Source organism: Pedosphaera parvula Ellin514 (assembly GCF_000172555.1).
In the GTDB taxonomy this organism is placed as follows: domain Bacteria; phylum Verrucomicrobiota; class Verrucomicrobiia; order Limisphaerales; family Pedosphaeraceae; genus Pedosphaera.
In genome coordinates, this window is the sequence record NZ_ABOX02000040.1 from 18,830 (window position 1) to 38,425 (window position 19,596).

A 19,596-nucleotide genomic window follows, 5' to 3' on the forward strand; every position below is an offset into this window, starting at 1 on the left:
CTTGCAAATGATTGCCTGAACATGCACCTGAGGCTCCAACTTGTTTTCGCGCTCCTGCTTACAGTCACTGTGCAGGCGGAAGAACCGCCGATGATTCCCGTTGGCCTGGACACATATCGGATGTGGGAACGTTGGCCCTATCAACACATTGGCCAACGCGCGTATATGCGGAGCACGTATGACCGGCGGGGTGGAAATGAAGGGGCGGATGCAAGCCATTTCCTCTATCAACTCGCCGACGATTACAATGTGAGCCTGGATGTCGCGGGCCCGGGTGTGCTTTATTTCGCGCGGTATAATCACTGGCATGGGAGCCCATGGCATTACAATGTGGATGCAACGGATTACGTGGTGCAGGAAACCAGCACGGCAAATCCAAATAAACCGGCGGAGAATTCGGTCTTCATGCCAGGAGATGCCTTTCCAAATCCGTTGACGTGGACCTGGTCGATTACAAAAGGAGCTGACCTGATGTGGGTTCCGATTCCATTTGAGAAATCATTTCAGATGGCCTACTCCCGCACGCATTACGGCACCGGTTATTACATTTACGATAAATATGTCCGAGGCACGAAGCTTTCGCGGCCGATTCGCTCATGGAATGAGCAGATGAAGCCGGAGCAGGATGTGTTGGATTTGATCAATCGAGTGGGAAGCGATCTTGTGCCGCAACCGGAAACACGCGAAGGCAGGAAGTTGGGAATCACGCGCGAGGCTGGCACATGGAGTTTCTCCGGCGGCGGAACAGTTGGAGTCGAACGCAGAACGGATAAGCCGCAAATGCTGCGCGCATTGGAATTTTCCGTCCCAAAGGATAAGGCGATTGAGTTTGGGCGATGCAAAATCAGGATCACCTGGGATGACCTCCCCTACTCGTCAGTCGAAGCGCCGATTGCCCTCTTCTTTGGAGCCGGCACCCTCTATAACCGCGATGACCGGGAATATCTGGTGAAATCATTTCCGATGGTGGTGAAGTTTGATCAGGAGCGGGTGCATCTCGCCTGTTACTTTCCAATGCCATTTTTGAAGTCGGCATTGATTCAACTGATCGGTGATGGGAAGAGTTCGGTCAGCGATATTCAGTGGAGTGCGCGTTTCGCGCCTTACAAAGAGCCAGCGAATCAAGTCGGCTATTTTCATGCAACATACCAGGATCATCCGCATCCGGAACCAGGACAGGATTTGGTCCTGCTTGAAACGCGCAAGACAGAAGGTGGGGGTGACTGGTCAGGGAGCCTAGTGGGAACATCGTTTATCTTTACCCATCAAAATGATTTGGGAACCTTGGAAGGCGATCCGCGATTTTTCTTTGATGATAGTTTAACACCACAGGCGCAAGGCACCGGCACCGAGGAATGGGGTGGCGGTGGTGACTACTGGGGTGGACGCAACATGACGTTGCCCTTTGCCGGGCATCCGGTGGGCGCGCGCAAAATTGAGGAAGCGAAGTGCGATGAGGACAAGATTCATTCCGCTTACCGGTTTCTGCTGGCGGATTTGATGCCGTTTGGAAAGAACGCGTTGATCCGCCTGGAACATGGTGGCGAGAACCAATCAACCCAGCATTATGAGACTGTGACGTATTGGTATGGGTTGAACAGTCCATCGCTGGTGAAGACGGATACATTGCAGATGGGCAATGAAGCGAGCGAGCAGTTGCATCGATATGATTCGCCGGAGGCAACGAAGCCTTATGAGATTACGTCGAGATATGAATGGGGTATTGATAACTGGAAGGGGAAGGAGATTTATCCGGCCAGCACTGATATAGGGCGCAAGACTACCGGCAGTTCTGAATTCACAATGAAGTTGGAACGAAAGAACCTGGGCGTGCTATTGCGTCGGAAGCTGGATTATTCGTTTCCAAACCAGAAAGCGGAGGTTTACGTGGCCAAAGTTTCACACAGCGGCAAATCCATAATTGACTCTGATTGGAAGCTGGCGGGCACGTGGTATCTCGCGGGAGGCAATACGTGCGTTTATTCCAATCCCAAGGAGGAGCTCGGGGCAACGCAGCACACTGTGCAAACGTCGAATCGGCGATTTCGAGATGACGAGTTTCTGATTCCAGGCGATCTCACCGAAGGGCGCTCAGAGATTCGGGTGAAGGTGAAATTCACGCCAATGAAGATACCGTTGTTTCCAGGACAGCCGTTGCCGGAATTGGCGTGGAGCGAGATTCGGTATGATGCGTATTGTTTCGTGATGCCAAAGAGCAAGCCCGTCCGATAATTTTGCAGGTTTCTTCGAACCCATTTTGTGCCCCGCAGTAAGCCAAAACAACTTAAAGATTAAACGGTCGATTAGTCGATTTGCCATGTGTGCCATACACACAAAATGCTGCTGCCGGCTTTAAACGGCCAGATTCTACCGGGCATGTGGCCATGCAGGTTTGCATTGGCAATTCAGGCTTGAGTCAGAGTTTTATTTCTCTACCATGTCTAAATGAGGTGTTTGCCACTCTTGTTCGCGCTGTTTCCATGTTCCGTAGGCGGGACATACAAAGGATGATTAGGTCACAAGGGAAACTTCATCGGGATTGTTGAATTTATTCCATTTTATGAAAACTAGAATCCCCGGGGAAGTTTTTGGAAAAGCGCAAGCTAGATTAATGGTTATCAGCGCCGTTGCGGTTCTGTTCAGCTTTTTGTTTATGGCGCCTGTTTGGGCCGTCGAAAGGCAAACGTTGCGCAATCACGTGCCCACGGCAGTTCGACATCTCCAACCGGTGAGCAAGCTCTCCGCCAGCAAGAGCATTGACCTCAGCATCAGCCTGCCCTTGCGCAACCGGGAGATTTTGACCAACCTGCTGCAACAGATTTACGATCCAACCAGCACCAATTATCATCGTTATCTCACCTCAGAGCAGTTTGCCCAACAGTTTGGCCCCACGGAAAAGGATTATCAGACGCTTTTAACTTATCTGAAAAGCCAGGGCCTCGCGGTTACCGGCACTCATCCCAATCGCACTTTGGTGGATGTGAATGGAGGTGTAGGGAACATTGAAAAGGTTTTTCAGATCGGGCTTCGGACCTATCAGCATCCGACGGAAAGTCGTACCTTTTACGCACCGGATACCGAGCCGTCATTTGACCGAACCCTATCCATCCTGTCCGTAAGCGGACTTGACAACTACGTGTTGCCGCGTCCTATGAATTTAAAAAATGCTTTTCACCGAAGCCTAAATGCGACACCTCATGTGACCGGCTCCGGGCCAAGAGGCAATTTTATCGGGAAGGATTTTCGCGCCGCCTATGCTCCCGGTGTTACGCTCGATGGGTCGGGACAGGCGGTGGGGTTGTTTGAGTTGGATGGATATTTTCCAGGTGACATTGCCGAGTACGAGGCCTTGACCGGATTGCCAAATGTAACTGTAACGAATGTCCTTCTGAATGGCCGTGGCGCTTCTGCCGGTCTCAACAACGTGGAAGTGGCACTCGATATTGAAATGGTTATTTCCATGGCGCCCGCGTTATCGAAGGTGATTGTCTATGAGGGAAACAGTCCCAACGACGTTTTGAATCGAATGGCGACAGACAATCAGGCCAGGCAGCTTAGTTGCTCATGGGGTTTCGGTTCACAAGTGGATGCGGGACGCGACCAGATATTCCAACAATTCGCAGCCCAGGGGCAATCCATGTTCCAGGCTTCGGGTGACCTGGGTGCGTGGTCCGGAGCAATCTTCCCACCGTCCGACAATCCGTTCATTACGGTTGTTGGCGGCACGTCGTTGACCACAACCAATCCCAGCGGCGCATGGACCTCAGAAACCGCCTGGCCCTTAAGCGGCGGAGGCATCAGCACAACCTATGCGCTTCCGGCCTGGCAACAAGGAATAGGCATCCCAGCCAACCAGGGTTCTACGACCATGCGGAACATTCCAGACGTCGCCTGTCTGGCCGATTCCATCATCTGGATCGTCGCCAATAATGGCGAGCAAGGTGTAGTCGGCGGCACAAGCGCATCAGCGCCATTATGGGCTGGCTTCACGGCACTGGTTAACCAGCAGGCTGCGGCCAGTGGCAAAGCCAGCGTGGGATTTATCAATCCAGCCATTTACGCCATCGGAAAACGGCCGGACTTTGCGATTAATTTCCATGATGTGGTGAGCGGGAATAACACAAATTCCAGCAGTCCCAACAAATTCTTTGCTGTCACGGGTTATGATCTTTGCACAGGCTGGGGAACGCCCAATGGCAGCAATTTGATTTCGGCACTTCTTGGGCCACCTGATTCTTTGCTTATCACCCCGGCGACCATTGTGACTGCCATGGGCGCGGCGAGCGGACCGTTCAATCCTGCCGCACAGAATTATGCGTTGACGACATTTGGAGAACTTCCCGTCAATTGGTCGGCAGCCAATTCTTCGGCCTGGCTGGATGTTTCCCCTACTGCCGGCACCATTGCGACTAATTCGCCTGCGACCGTGACTTTTAGCTTGAATTCCACGGCCAGTAATTTGTTGGCCGGAAGCTACGTTGCCAAGGTCTGGTTCACCAATCTTAACAACGGTTTTGCACAAAGCCGCCAGTTCATCCTGAATATCATCACGCCGCCGATTATCACAACCCAACCTTCCAACCAGACCGTGCTGTCGGGGGCAGCAGCCAGATTCGCCGTGGGAACCGCCGCGAATGCGCAATTGTCCTACCAGTGGCAGAGGAACGGGACGAACATAACCAATAGCGGCAATATCTCTGGTTCGGACACCAGTGTGCTGGCCATCGCCGACGCATCTCCTGTCGACGCCGGAATCTATGCCGTCATCGTCAGTAACGCGTTGAACTCGGTCACAAGTTCAGAGGCAACCCTCACCGTCCTGCCAACAACAACACCTGAAGTTACCATGGCCACTCTTTATTCGTTCACCGGAGGTACCGATGGCGCCAATCCCAACACCCTTATGCAAAGCACAAGTGGCGATTTTTATGGCACTACCCAGCGTGGCGGATTGGATGGATCAGGCACGGTTTTCAAAATGCCCCCAGGCGGCGTTCCTGTAAACCTTCATTCATTTTCTGGACAAGCGGATGGTGCTCATCCACAGGCCGCGCTGGTTCAGTCGATGGACGGCAATCTTTATGGGACGACGTTTGGAGGCGGCCTTACCGGCAACGGCACAGTTTTCAAAATGGGCACCAACGGTCTTCTTACCTCACTGGTTTCATTCAATATAACCAATGGTGATTTTCCGTATGCGGGGCTCACCTTCGCGACGGATGGCAATCTTTACGGCACCACGTCTCAAGGTGGGAATGCCGGTCATGGCACCGCTTTTAAAATGAATACGAACGGTGTTCTATCCACCCTGGTTTCATTCGTTGATGTCAATGGCGGTTTTCCTCATGCCGGGTTGATTCAAGGGATGGATGGGAGTTTTTATGGCACGACTTTCAAGGGAGGAAACTTTGATGGCGGGATCGTTTTCAAAATGACCACCAACGGAACCCTTACAACGTTGGTTCCCCTAAGCAACATTGGAGGGGCGTTTCCATACGCCACGCTGTTGCAGGATGAGAGCGGAAATTTTTATGGTACCGTGGCAGGCGGGGGCAGTTATAATAATGGCACGATTTTCAAGATCAGTCCTGCTGGCGTTTTCACAAACCTGCATTCATTCACAGGAGGCAGTGACGGCGCTCATCCTTTTGCAGGATTGATTCAAGGAACCGACGGCAATTTTTATGGAACCACGCCTTATGGGGGCGATTATGGTTATGGCACGGTGTTCAGAATATCAGCTGATGGCAGGCTGACCAACCTGGTGGAATTTAATGGTTACAATGGCGCCAATCCCATCACCGCCTTGACACAAGGTGCGGACGGCAATTTATATGGCACGACTCAAAATGGCGGGGCCACAGACCAAGGTGTTATTTTTCGATTGCATCTCGATGGCCCATTGCAGGTCACGGCCCAACCCGCCAGCCAGACGGTTTATTCAGGAACGAATATTCTTCTTTCTGTGGCAACCTCCGGTGGCATACCTCTCTCCTACCAATGGCAGATGAATGGGAGCAATCTTGTGGATGGCGGCAATCTCTTTGGCCCAGACAGGCGTACGTTGAGCATCACCAACGTGGCCTCAGTTAATGCGGGAGTTTATTCGGTCATCGTCAGCAATAGCTTTGGTTCAGTCTCGAGCGACGGAGCAACAGTTCAGGTTATCGTTGCTCCGCCTCTTTTTACTATGCAACCCACCAACCAGACAGTTACACCTGGAGCAACAGTAACATTCAATGCAGCGGCTCTCGGCAGTCTGCCATTGAGCTACCATTGGCAAAAGGATGGGACAAACCTGGTTGACGGCGCCCGTATCTCGGGTTCTGCCAGCAGCAGTTTGACATTGAGCGGCGTTATCGAAACTAATAACGGGATTTATTCCGTGGTGGTGAGCAATCATCTCGCAGTCATTATGAGCAGCGGGGCAACGCTATCCGTCATTCCAGTCAGTGCAACGGGAACGCGGCTTGCCGTCTTGCACTCTTTCAGCCAAAGCGGTGGTGGTTGGCAACCAAATGGCTTGATGCGAGCCAACGATGGCGATCTATACGGCACTACCGCATCTGGCAGCGCAACGAGGTCAGGCGCTTTCGGGACGATTTTCAAAATCACCACGAACGGTCAGTTTACCGCTTTGCTTTCATTTACTGGCAACGACGAACCGACACCCGGCTTTGCTCCTTTGGCGACGCTAGTGCAGGACACGAATGGGAATTTTTATGGCACGACCCAAAATGGCGGGACAAATGGAGCAGGAAATATCTTCAAGCTGGCCCCTGATTACACTTACAACAATCTCTATTCCTTCATAGGCGAAAGTGATGGCTATGCCCCTGCCTTTCCATTGTTACTGGCAACGGATGGAAACCTTTACGGGTCCGCTGGCGATGTGTCCAATGGCGGCATATTCAGAATAACACCGAGTGGACAGTTCACCACTTTTCATTCATTTACCGACACCCAAGGCACCTTTCCCGTGGGAGCTTTATGCCAGGCCGCGGATGGGAATTTCTACGGCATGAGCAGTGGTGGTGGCGCTTATGGCTACGGTACGGTCTTCAAAATAACGCCGGAAGGCACCCTGACAAACTTTTATTCTTTCAGTGGCGGTCCGGACGGCTTTGCGCCGGTGGGGGCGCTGGTTCAGGGCACAGACGGCAACCTTTACGGGGTGACGAAATACAGCAGCACTAACCTTGCGGGCATGAATTTCCAACAGGAAGGCACGGCCCTCAGGATTACAACGAATGGAGCACTGACCCTCTTGTATACTTTTGGACCGACGTACAGCAACGGCACTTATCCTTCAGCGGGGTTGATCTTAAGCAGTGACGGCAATTTTTATGGCACCACCTATGGCGCCATGTCGGGCGGATTGCAAGCCGGTGCTTCTCCTGTTAACGGCACCGTTTTCAGGCTCGCTCCAAATGGAACGTTGACAACACTCGTTGCTTTCGATGGCATTGATGGCGGTGCGCATCCCAATTCTGCCCTGGTGGAAGGTCCGGACGGGGCTTTCTACGGAACAACCACAACCGGCGGGACGGGCGCGCGTGGCACCATCTTCAAGCTGAGCATTACTTCCTCGCCCCTGTTCACCAGTCAACCGGCCAGCCAAGTGGTGGCTTCGGGTGGGGACGTAATGTTCAGTGTGGCGATTTCCGGTGCGCCACAACTATTCTACCAATGGCAAAAGAATGGAACCAATTTGAGCGACGGTCCCAATATTTCCGGATCGGCCACCCGAATCTTATTCCTTAACAATGTGAGTTTGAGTGACGCAGGGAATTATTCGGTAACCGTGAGCAATACGCTTGGTTCAGTGATGAGCACCAACGCATATCTCACAATCATTGCCCAACCGGTATTTCAGTCTATAAGAATGACAAACGGGACATTGAGGCTCGATTGGAGAGCGATGGCGGGACAACGGTATCAAGTACAGTTCAATGCCAATCTCGCTTCGATCAATTGGATCAATTTTGGCAGCATTATCAACGCGACCAATGACACAGTAACGGCAACTGATATCATCGATTCCAGTGCGCAACGATTTTATCGCGTTGTCCTGCTACCATAGTGTTGTCAGATATGGCGTCGAGTGAGATTTGGTTTGATGCGTATTGTTTTGTGATGCCGAACTTCAGGCGTTAGGTAAGAAATTCAGTCCGATAAAATCAATTCAAGGTCTGCCGCATGCAGAAGCAGATTGTCCCTTAATCAAATCAGTGACGATTCTAAGTAGCTTGAGCAGGTTACAAGGTTACAGATCCATTAAATTTCAGTTACCTTTCCTGTTTCTTCTTGCCTACAGGTTGCTCAACGTGTAAAGTTTCTGGCAATCAACCACTGAATGTAAGGCAACCAGGCCGTTTTGTACACCTTTATTGTGCGCAGGGAAGCAAGTTGTCTGGTTATTCAGAAAGGCAGGAGCCTTATCTCAGAAAAATTTCGATTACAAGCAAATGTAATTCAAAATGAAAACCTTCATCTCCTCACCCATCGAGCAATGCGTGCGCAAGGTTGCACGCATGGTTTGGGCAAAGAAAGCGATTAGCGGATTTGTAATGGCCAGCCTTATGGCATCAGCCTCCGCTGAGGCTCAAATCCAAACGGCTGGGAGTTTATTCGTAAACATCGATGCGACTACTCTCCCGCCAGGTGCAGTGAGTGATATTACAAACTCCGGAACGTTGGGTGGTTATTTTGAAACCCGGCCCGGTGGCGTGTTTGTTGGAGCCACCAACGCAGTAAATGGGATTCAGTTTGTTGGCACTAATTACATGGTATTGGTGAACGGAATTGGGGGAGCGTTGATTCCTCCGCCATCCGGACTCGTGGGCAGCAATGCCACGGCTTCGATTGAGGTTTGGGCTTACAATCCTTCCGTGGCAGACGATGAATGCATGGTGGCCTGGGGAAGACGCGGGACCACGGGGCAAAACATGGCATTTGAATATGGCTATAATGCCGGGTTGGGTGCAGTCACGCACACGGGAACCGCGAATGATATCAGCTGGGACAACTTTGGTGGCACACCATTAAACAACCGCTGGCACCATCTGGCCTACACGTACGATGGGACAAACGAAAGCGTTTATGTTGATGGCGCGCTGGCCAACAGCAAACAGGTCACATTGAACATCGCCACGAATGCCGGCATCAGCCTGGCTGCGCAATGGACCAATAGCGTGATCAGCACTGCTCCTGCCTTTGCGACGCTGGGCATAGCCCGTGTGCGCATCCATGATGGAGCTTTGACTCCGGCCCAGGTGTTGGCCAACTTCAATACTGAAAAGGCGACATTCATTTCACCAGGTCCGACATCGCAATTTTTGACCAGTGGGCCGACGCATCGTTATTCGTTCAACGAGCCAGCAACCAACGATGCGACGGGTTTGGCAATTCATGATTCCGCGGGCACAGCTGACGGTGTGGTTCAGGGATTGAGTGCGACGCAGACGGTTGGTCAATATGCCAACGGGAGGCTGGTGCTGCCTGGTGGGGCACAAAATACCACTGCATACGCCGACTTCCCTAATGGATTGCTATCCGTCAACGGCACGAACAACGGTGGTTCCGGCGAAGTCAGCATCGAGGTTTGGTATAAGAATACTGGAGGGCAAAGCCTCAGTTGGGCGCGCGTATTTGATTTTGGATCCGTTGGCACCAATGGCATTCCCGGCATGGAGTTGACCGGCCCAGGAGGTTATCCGGCAGCGGGGGCAACAGGCCCGGACACGCTTTATTACTCTGCGCAGATGAGCACAGGTGTCAATCAACGACGATTGGGATGGCAACATCGCGATCCGCTGCCCGACGGAAGCACCAATGGTTCCACCTCGGGTGACGTTTTCATGATGAACTCATTTCAAACGGACCGGCATGTGGTGGTCACCTGGCAGGAGAGCACCGGTCAAATCATTGCTTACGAAAACGGCACCCGGGTGGCTGCTGTGTTCGCCACCAACTCCATCAACGCCATTAATGACGTCAATCTGTGGCTCGGTCGCTCGCAGGGAGGTGTTGGAGACGGCGGCCTGGCTGGTGAGTTCGATGAGTTTCGAATTTACAACAAAGTGCTCACGCCCGGGCAGGTGGTTGGAAATTTTCAGGTGGGTCCGAATACTGTGAACACAGGTGAGCAAGCTCCGAGCATCACGGTGCAGCCACTAGGCCTTACCATTCTCCAGGGCTCCAGCGTTTCATTTAGCATCGTTGCCTCAGGCAGCCCGGCGGTCAGCTATCAGTGGACTCGCAACGGCACGCCCATTTCAGCTGCGACAAATAAATTATACACGCTGGCAGCCGCTAGCACCTCGAACAATGGGGATGTTTATTCCTGTGTGATTTCCAACTTTGCAGGAGCAACCGCGCATACGCTCGCCAGTGCCAATGCCACAGTTACAGTGATACCCAATCAGGCATTGCCGGCGCAGTTCCTGCATGAAACACGGGATGGAACCAGGGATAATTACAACAGTGCCTCCAGCGGCATCGTTGGAGGACTGTTCACTTCCGGAAGCACGCCGGTTCCTGTCACGCATCTTGGATTTTATGACATGAACAAAGATGGTCTCAACCGAGATCATCGCGTTGGCATTTTTTCAGCTGATGCCACCACACTGCTTGCCTCCGTCACGGTGCCAGCTGGAACCAGCGCGCTGCTGACAAATGGTTATCGCTGGGTGGCTCTGGACACGCCGTTTGTATTGAGCCCAAACACTACTTACATTTTGGAAGCTGAGGTGTTCGCCAATGATGGCGATGGCTGGCCGGATATTTTCATACCCGGCCAATGGAATCCCTATTTCGTTGGCACGAATGGTCCTGCCTCGCGTCAGGGACGTTTTACGGGCGGGGCCTGGCCGAGTTCCCCGCTAAGCACCTCGACCGCAAACGGCACCTATGGCGCACCCAATCTGGCGAGTTTGCCGGTGGGGCCGGTGATTGCGTCCATGTTGCAGACTTCGGTAACCCAATACGCGGGTCTGAGCGTAACCATTCCGGCGATAGTCAACGGCGAAGGGCCGGTGGCGGCGCAATGGTATAAGGGATCGGCGCCCGGCACATTGCTTGTCGGACAAACCAATTCATCGCTGGTGCTTTCGACGCTGACGGCTGCGGATGCGGGTGACTACTATGTCATTGCCAGCAACGCCGTTGGAACTGCGCAGAGCGGCATTGTAACATTAACCGTGTTGGCCGATACCCCGGTTAGTTTCACTCAGCAGCCCGCAAGCATCAGTGTGCCCGAGAATTATGCGGCGTCGTTTACAGTGGCAGCCACTGGAACGCCGCCGATTGCCTATCAATGGACCCGGAATGGAACTCCGATTACAGGAGCCACCAACACTGATTACAGCATAGCTGCTGTCAGCAGCACAAATAGTGGAGAGACTTATTCCTGCATTGTTTCCAATTTTGCGAACTCTGCGCCGCATGTGATCACGAGCATCGTTGCCACGCTGACTGTGCAACCGAACAGGGCGCCGACGATGCAGGTGTTGTATGAGAGCCGCACTCCGAACCGCGATGATTACCCTCCTAATAGTGCGGCCGGTGGTAGTGTGGGCGGACAATTCCCGGTCGGACCAACGGATGCGTTGGTGACGCACTTGGGATTTGCAGACTCAGGCGGCGATGGTCTAAATCGGGATCATCATGTGGGAATCTTCAGCATCAGTGGAACACTTCTGGCTTCAGTGATTGTTCCTGCAGGCACCGACGCTTATTACACGAACGGTTATCGGTGGATGGCACTCAACCCGCCTATTGTGCTTACTAATAACACGACCTACGTCTTGTTGGGCGAAGTTTTCTCCGGTGATGGAGACTTCTGGCCAGACGTGTTCTCGCCGACGAATTGGAATTCATATTACGTCGGAAATGGCGATCCGAGCCAGCGCATCGGTCGGTTCGTTGGGTCTGCCTGGCCGGCAGCGGCCACCAGTGGAGGTTCGGCAAATACAATGTATGCAGCGCCGAACATGGCGATTCTGCCGGTTGGGTTACCGCAGATAAACATGCTGCAGAGCAATGTCACCTTGTATGTCGGTGATAATATCACTCTTTTCAGTATCCCGAATGGTCAGGCACCATTAACCCTCCAATGGTACAAAGCTCCCAACACGCCATTGACCGGTCAGACCAACACTTCCCTAGCGCTTAACAATCTCGCTCAGGCAAATTCCGGCACCTACTATGTGGTCGGAACCAATCCGCAGGGAACGGCTCAGAGCAGCAACGTCACTTTAAGTGTTCTGGCGATCACTCCGCCAATTATCAACCAGCAACCGGTCAGTCAGACTGTCTATCTGCACCAACGCGCCACGTTCAGTATCAGCGCAGTGGGACAACAGCCGTTGAATTATCAATGGAAGTTCAACGGGACACCGATTGCCGGAGCCAACAGCAGTTCCTTAACTGTGATAAATCCGACCGCCGCCAACGTTGGCAACTACAGCGTTACCATCAGCAACAGTCTGGGAACCACCAACAGCGCATCAGCCTCGCTCACAGTGACCTCTCTGCCTGACGGCAGCTATGGCGCGGCGGTGTTGAATGCGAATCCGGTAATTTATTATCGATTCGATGAGGCAGGATCCGGTACCAACCTGGCCTTCAATTTGGGCAACCTTGGGGTCGCGGGCAACGGAACCTATGAAGGAGCCTTCGTCGGAGGTTCCGGCCCGGTGCCTCCGGATTTCGCCAATTTCGAGAACCCGAATCCAGCCCCCACTTTTGACGGACTGAGCACGGATATTCTGGTGCCGGCATTGAACTTCAATACAAATGCGCCGGTGAGTGTCACGATGGCGGCCTGGATCAATAAACCCCTGGCTCAGGAAGCTTACGCCGGAATCATATTCTATCGCGGACTCGCCGGGGCGAACGGGTTTGGGATCAAGCAGGACCCGAACAGCGGCGGGGATGTATTGGAATATCACTGGAACAACACCTACTTCAACTTCGCGAGCGGAGTGGGAGTGCCGGATTCACAATGGGTATTGGCGGCGCTGATTGTCCAGCCAAACCAGGCGATCCTATACCTGCATGACAGCACCGGGACAGTCATGGCAACCAATGTGGCGGCACACACAGCTGTCGCCTTTTCTGACAGCGCCACCCATGTGGGATGGGACACAGCCGGCACCGCCAGCAGCCCACGTCGTTTCTATGGACAAATTGATGAAGCGATGATTTTCGATCGGGCGCTGGCGCCAGCTGAGTTGGATGCCCTTTATGCAGCGGCCTCGGCTCCGCAGGTGAAAATCAGTGCGACGCTGTCGGGTTCCAATCTAATTTTGAATTGGGCCACCGGCACCTTGCAACAAGCGGACGAAGCGGCCGGTCCATATTCAGATGTAACGGCAGCGACGAGCCCTTATTCCGTTTCTGCCAGTGCAGCGAGGAAGTTTTATCGGGTAAGAGTGCAGTAGGAATTTCAATCAACCCACCGGCATTGCCCGCCGCAGGATAGTGGGCAATGCACGAGGGTTGACAACCCAAGACCAGCAAAGAAGTTAGCATTCAGAAAAGCCATGAAAACCAAGGACATGTTTTGTCGTATTCTGCGTTACAAAAAGCATGAGCGAGGGAACATCGCTTTCACTCTGATAGAATTATTGGTGGTGATTGCCATTATTGCCATCCTTGCAGGCCTGCTGTTGCCGGCGCTGGCACGCGCCAAAGCGAAGGCCAACCTGACCAAATGCATCAGCAATCAAAAGCAAATTGGACTGGCGCTGATTATGTACGCGGATGACAGCGCCGAGTTTTATCCGATCTACGATCACTGGGCATCGTGGGGCGGAGCCTTGGGGACTCCAGCGGGAATTATCCATAGTGGGCTTGTGCCTCCCGAACTGCGACCCTTGAATGCTTATACCAAAAATCTGGATCTCTACCGCTGTCCATCTGACAGAGGGGATTCGCTGTATCCCGGCATTTTCAATTGCTATAGCAACTGGGGCAACAGCTATTTAATGACGTGGAAAGCCAATGAATGGGGTGTGCAACATGTGGGCGGCCAGGCAGGAGTTACAAACTCCATCAAGTCCACTGAAATTGCGACCAAGCCATCGAGCAAATTAATTCTCAGCGACTGGCCGTGGTTCGGAGACCGCGTAAATACCGATCCCAGAAGTATCTGGCACAGTTTCAGCGGCAGAACGCAACTCCCCACACTCTTTGGCGACGGCCATGTGCAGGATTTCAGGTTTCCAACCAACATTTCGCAGTTACAGAACGCGACGGTGAGTGTGAATTCGAACTATTGGTAAGCCAACCCCAATTCGGTTAGAAGCGTCAGAAGCCCTTCTTCCAATTCCTCACCATGCGAATTTGTTCGGGGGTGTGGTGAGAGGAATCGCGACCGGAAGGCATGTAACGTCGAAGATCCGAGATTTCGCTGATCACGTTTTCTGAGGTGGCAAGTTCGTGGCGCATCAGATGACAGCCAATCACAGTGCCAGTGCGTCCCCTGCGCGCCCAGCAATGTACAAACACGGGATTTTCGTCCGCCAATGAGCGGTCGATGCGGTCAAGCACACTGCACATGGTCAGACCAAAGACCTCCTCCGATCCGCAATTGGCATGTTCAGGCCGTTTGACGGAGCAGATTTGAGTCTGAGAACGCAAGTTAGCTTATCTGGTTTTTCCTGGGCCTGTGCCTGTTAACCCGCCAAATAAAATTGGTGCCGGGTGGTAAGGATATTCACGGATGTTCATCCGGATGTTACCGGTGTAGCCGTTGTCGGAGCCGACGCAGATGTGGTAAGGGACACCAGGGATTGCAAAGAAGGTGACGCCTCCTGTATGCCCGGACGCCACCGGTTTGAGTGTGCCGAGGTTACCGACAAATACTGTGATTGGGGAGCGCCAATCGTCACTTTGCCAAAGGTCGATCGAACAAACTCCGAAGTAAGGTGCACGCCAGGTCCACCAGATTGAGTGACCACTGGTGTCGCCTGCATTGCTTGCGGGTTCGCCCGGTTGAGTTGTAGCGCCGAGGTTGGAGCCGGAGACCTGCGTGTTGCCGAAGATTGAGGGAGCGAGATAGAAATTGTCATTGGCTGCAGGTGGAACTTCGTTGAGGTAAAACTGGAGGTTGGCAGGGTTGGCTTGATTGCCATCGACAGCGATTTGGTAGGTTTGGCCGGCGACGGCATCGAAGCGGACCAGAGGACCACTGGAGATATTTGTCAGTGTGGCAAGCGAGGAGCCGGTGTAGACGGCAAATACCGGATAATCGGGTCTGAATGTCGAGACTATCGTGTCAATAGGTGTAGGAGTCCACGGCACCGGGAAACCGTAGGGAGACAGCTCCTGATTGGTTTTGATGACGATGGAATTTGTGGCCAGAGAGACACTGCCGGATATGGGTGCCTTCCAGGAATACCAGATCGAATTGCCTTGGGCGATGCCACCATGGGCAGGCTCATTTGGCTGAGAACTGGCGCCGAGGGTGGAACCGCGCACTCGTATGGCGGTACCATTCAGCAAGATTCGCTTCTCAAAATTGTCGTTGGGTGGTGGTAGCTGCATTTGCAGACTTATTGTGAATTCGCCCTGAGGGGCCGCAAACGAAGGAATACGAAAGTCGTGATTCATCACCCAATAAGAATCTGCGGAGATCTGATAACTTTGACCGGCTTCAACAGGAACATAAACTGGATCACGTGTTATTACTTCCCACTCGAAAGAATTGACAGCGTGTCCGGCAATCCGAACCAGGTTTTGCAGATCATTGCCGGTATAAGCATTGAGCAAAGCGCCTTGAGTTGCGGAGAGCACGAGGGTTCCGCTGCGAGGAGCTGTCCATGTCCACCAGCAAATTTCTCCCACTGCCTCATTACCGAAGTAAAGTTCGCCAGGCTCCCAGGTAGCAAGTGCAAGCGATGCTGGAAAGCTAAGATTGGAACCGACGAGTTGAAACCGATTGGTAAAATGATCGTTGGCAGGATGAACATTGATGACGACAGGTGAAGAGACATTCGTCACGTCTCCAACCGAGACGGCAGTGAGGGAATGCACGCCAGACAGAACATCCTTCCACAAGAAAGAATAAGGCGGAGTGTCGGCTTCATATAAAAACTTTGATCCGTCATAGAACGAGACCTTCCGGACATTATTGTTGGATGGGTCCAGAAAAACGGAGACAGCAATATTAGTGGGGCCAATGAAGTTAGATGGGGAGAATGGTTCCTCGATAGCAATAGCAGCCTGGCCCAGGGAGAAACTAAATGGACCGCTTCGGTTGCCAAAAGGATTGCGAGCGGAAATTTTCTTAAACATTTTAACTGAGAAGTGGTATGTAGTTCCCGCCTCCACCGGAAAACTGATGTTTTCGCCATGAGAGGATCTTGCAATGAAACCGACACCGACCAAGGAAGGACCGGTATAAACCAGAATGTCCAAATTATCAAACGGGTCGCTCAGCAAATAGGCATAGCCAGTGTAAGGAGCAGTCCAGGAATACCAGACGGATCCTGGAACGAGGTCGTCACCCCAGTTTAGTTCGCCAGGTTCTTCTGTGGATGCGTAAGTCGTGCCCGATGGGTTACAGTTAATCCCAGTCAAAATAACAGGATTTGCGTAATCATCGTTATCTGGAGCCGGCTGAAAGGAGAGCTTAAAGTTTCTTGTCGCAGGGGGCGGCGGGAAGTTTGGAGCATTTTGGTAGCCGAAGGCTATTTTATAATTTTGGCCGGCGCGGACTCTAAAAATCATTGTGTCTAAAAGGAATGGCAAACCTAAGGAACGGTTATCGCCAACAGGGGAGAGCGCGTCCACCGAGTCACCGACATAGGCAGCCAGGAGAATCCCAGTATCCCATGCCGAGCCATCGTGAATCGCGGTCACAAAAGCCAACCCGCTTTGGGTGGCAGTCCAGGAATACCAAACCGAGGTCATACCCTGAACTCCTGCATGGTTAGGTTCACCCGGTTCCTTCGTGGCTCCCGCGAGAGTGGCGATGTTGGTTGAGTCAAGTTCGAGGATGGGGATGCTGTTGGAGAAATTGTCGTTAATCGGTTGTGCCGAAGCGACAGTGGTAAGAGCGCATAAGACCAGGATAGTGGACATTATAATCGTCAGAGGGCGAATGATCATGCTGTTCCTGCCGCCCTTTTGGCGGGGTGCGTCTCCTTGTTTCATCGTCATTAAATGGTCCGTTCTGTTTCCGAAGGAGAATAGAGAACGAAGGTCTAGATGCAAGGGTTTTCAGGTGTAGTTCGACTGATGCATGCAGAAACGCTAAGTTGCCGAGTTGTTCTGTCGCAAGCAGTTGAGGGTCAATGGAAAATATTTCGAGGGGGTTGGACAGTGTATGTCCAACCCGCTGCGCTAAATTGGTGAGGTATGAAAAAAGAAGTCGCAGATTTAGGTGGGGCGGTGGTGCACGACCTGGCCTGCCATGCAACCGGAGGGGAGCGAAAGGAGTTATCCTCCGGCAAAGTGGAAATTCGAGTTAATTCGAGTAAAAATTGCAACACAGATGCCGGGTCAGGCATGGAAAGGAGTGAAATGGAAGGCAATCCAATCGAAGGCGGGAGTTTACAATCTCTTTGCATCCCAGGGAATTTTACCGTAGATATTCCCTTCCCCATTGAGGGGAATTTTATGAAACCCGAAGTCGAAATATATGATACGACCCTGCGCGATGGAAGTCAGGGCGAAGGCATCAATTTCTCGGTGATGGACAAGTTGCGGATTGCCGAGAAGCTCGACCAATTCGGGGTTCATTATATTGAAGGGGGCTGGCCGGGATCGAATCCGAAGGACATCGAGTTTTTTGCGGAGGCCAAGCGGAAGAAATTCAAGAAAGCACGATTGGCAGCGTTCGGTTCGACACGGCGCAAGGGTGTGCCAGTGGAACAGGATGACCAGGTGCGGTTGTTGCTGGAAGCTGAGACGCCGGTGGTGACGATTTACGGGAAGACGTGGTTGATGCACGTGAAGGAAGTGTTGCGCACGACTCCGGAAGAAAATCTGGGGATGATTGCCGACACAATCCGTTACCTTAAGGACAACGGAAAGTTCGTAATTTACGACGCGGAGCATTGCTTCGACGGTTACAAGAGTGATGCGGAGTATGCCATCGCAACGTGGCACGCGGCGGAAAAAGCGGGCGTGGATATTTTGACGTTGTGCGATACCAACGGCGGTTGTCTGCCGACCGAAGTTGCGGAGATCACGCGCGTGGCCAGGAGCAAGGTGAATGTGAAGATCGGCATTCACACACACGATGACATTGGGCTGGGTGTGGCAAATGCTTTGGCTTCGCTCAATGCGGGCGCCACGCATGTGCAAGGCACGATCAATGGCTATGGGGAACGAACCGGCAATTGCAATTTGACGAGCGTGATACCAACAGTTGCGTTCAAGATGAAGAAGAGTTGCGTGCCGAAGGCTTCGCTGCCCAAGCTGAAGGAGCTTTCACAGTTCGTGGATGAAATCGCCAACTTGCGCCACAATCCGCGCCAACCATGGGTCGGTTCGGCGGCGTTCTCGCATAAAGGCGGCACGCATGTCAATGCAGTGCAAAAACTGGCTTCGAGCTACGAGCATATTGATCCGGCATCCGTGGGAAATAATCGCACCGTGTTGATCAGTGACCTGGCGGGACGCAGCAACATTGTCATGAAAGCCCAGGAGCTGGGTTTCAAGATCAATAACGAGACGCCGGAGTTGAAGCTGATTTTGAATCGCATCAAGGAACTGGAGCATAAAGGTTATGAGTTCGAAGCGGCGGAAGGATCCCTTGCCCTGCTCATCCAGAAGCTTTTGAAACACGAGGAACCGCCATTTAAAGTTGAGGGCTACGAAACGACGGTACGACGCGATCGATCGATCTCGGTTTGTCAGGCGATGATCAAGGTATTGGTAAAAGGTGAGGCAGCGCATACGGTTGCCGAAGGGGATGGTCCGGTGAATGCACTGGACTCGGCATTGCGCCAGGCATTGGCACGGTTTTATCCGCAGGTGAAGAAAATCCAATTAACGGATTATAAAGTTCGTATTCTGGATTCAGGCAGCGGCACGAGCGCGAAGACGCGTGTTTTCATTGAGTCCACCAATGGCAAGGATGAATGGGGTACGGTCGGTGTGAGTGATAATATTATTGAAGCGAGCCTCGGGGCATTGGTGGATAGTATGGAGTATGGGTTGTTGAAGAAATGATTTTCAACCACGAATGGACACGAATAAATTACTTTCGAAGGAGGAAGTGTTCCAGATCGTGGGTTGTGCCCTTGAAGTGCTGAATGAAATTGGGCCTGGATTCCATGAAAAGATCTATGAGAACTCATTATCGGTTGAGTTTAAGGTTCGCCACATTGCGTTCGATCAGCAGCGGAGATTTGAGATACTTTACAAAAGCCAACATGTTGGTGAGTTCATTCCAGACCTGATTGCATTCGGTTCTGTCATAGTTGATACCAAGGTCATTGCAAGCATTGGAGAACTGGAGCGCGGCCAGATGCTCAATCATCTTCGAATTACCGGTTTGAGAGTTGGGGTTATAATAAACTTCAAACGCGCAAAGCTTGAATGGGAGCGTTTGGTATTGTGATTTAACATTCGTGTTTA

General features: G+C 52.3%; 8 protein-coding genes. 6 read left to right on the forward strand and 2 right to left on the reverse strand.

Features of this window, described 5'->3' with window-relative positions; genetic code table 11:
* Positions 1-21 precede the first annotated feature (21 nt).
* From CFLAV_RS23450 to CFLAV_RS36210, 4 genes are all read left to right on the forward strand, one after another.
* The gene (locus tag CFLAV_RS23450; RefSeq protein WP_007417339.1) at positions 22-2,232 is read left to right on the forward strand and encodes a DUF2961 domain-containing protein; all 2,211 of its coding nucleotides are present in this window, start codon (positions 22-24) and stop codon (positions 2,230-2,232) included.
* 328 nt (positions 2,233-2,560) lie between these two features.
* Positions 2,561-8,083 carry a choice-of-anchor tandem repeat GloVer-containing protein gene (locus tag CFLAV_RS32960; RefSeq protein ID WP_007417340.1) on the forward strand — a complete coding sequence of 1,841 codons (5,523 nt, stop codon included), beginning with the start codon at positions 2,561-2,563 and terminating at the stop codon, positions 8,081-8,083.
* A 397-nt stretch (positions 8,084-8,480) separates the two neighbouring features.
* Positions 8,481-13,445 carry an immunoglobulin domain-containing protein gene (locus CFLAV_RS23460; protein WP_007417341.1) on the forward strand — a complete coding sequence of 1,655 codons (4,965 nt, stop codon included), beginning with the start codon at positions 8,481-8,483 and terminating at the stop codon, positions 13,443-13,445.
* Positions 13,446-13,547: 102 nt separating this feature from the next.
* The gene (locus CFLAV_RS36210) at positions 13,548-14,288 is read left to right on the forward strand and encodes a prepilin-type N-terminal cleavage/methylation domain-containing protein (RefSeq protein WP_007417342.1); all 741 of its coding nucleotides are present in this window, start codon (positions 13,548-13,550) and stop codon (positions 14,286-14,288) included.
* Between the two features lie 25 nt (positions 14,289-14,313).
* On the opposite strand, the gene CFLAV_RS23470 is transcribed toward CFLAV_RS36210, so the two are convergent.
* Together CFLAV_RS23470 and CFLAV_RS23475 are read right to left on the reverse strand one after the other, a co-directional pair.
* Entirely contained in the window at positions 14,314-14,646 is a 333-nt protein-coding gene (locus CFLAV_RS23470; protein ID WP_040549891.1) for a protein-tyrosine phosphatase family protein, read from the reverse strand.
* A gap of 6 nt (positions 14,647-14,652) precedes the next feature.
* Complete coding sequence (locus tag CFLAV_RS23475; protein ID WP_150107560.1) at positions 14,653-17,163, reverse strand: Ig-like domain-containing protein; 2,511 nt, start codon at positions 17,161-17,163, stop codon at positions 14,653-14,655.
* 204 nt (positions 17,164-17,367) lie between these two features.
* On the opposite strand from CFLAV_RS23475, the gene cimA reads away from it, so the two are divergent.
* Complete coding sequence (cimA, locus tag CFLAV_RS23480) at positions 17,368-19,188, forward strand: citramalate synthase (protein ID WP_007417345.1); 1,821 nt, start codon at positions 17,368-17,370, stop codon at positions 19,186-19,188.
* Between the two features lie 13 nt (positions 19,189-19,201).
* A complete protein-coding gene (locus CFLAV_RS23485; protein WP_007417346.1) occupies positions 19,202-19,579 on the forward strand; it encodes a GxxExxY protein in 378 nt (125 codons plus the stop codon).
* Positions 19,580-19,596: the final 17 nt, after the last annotated feature.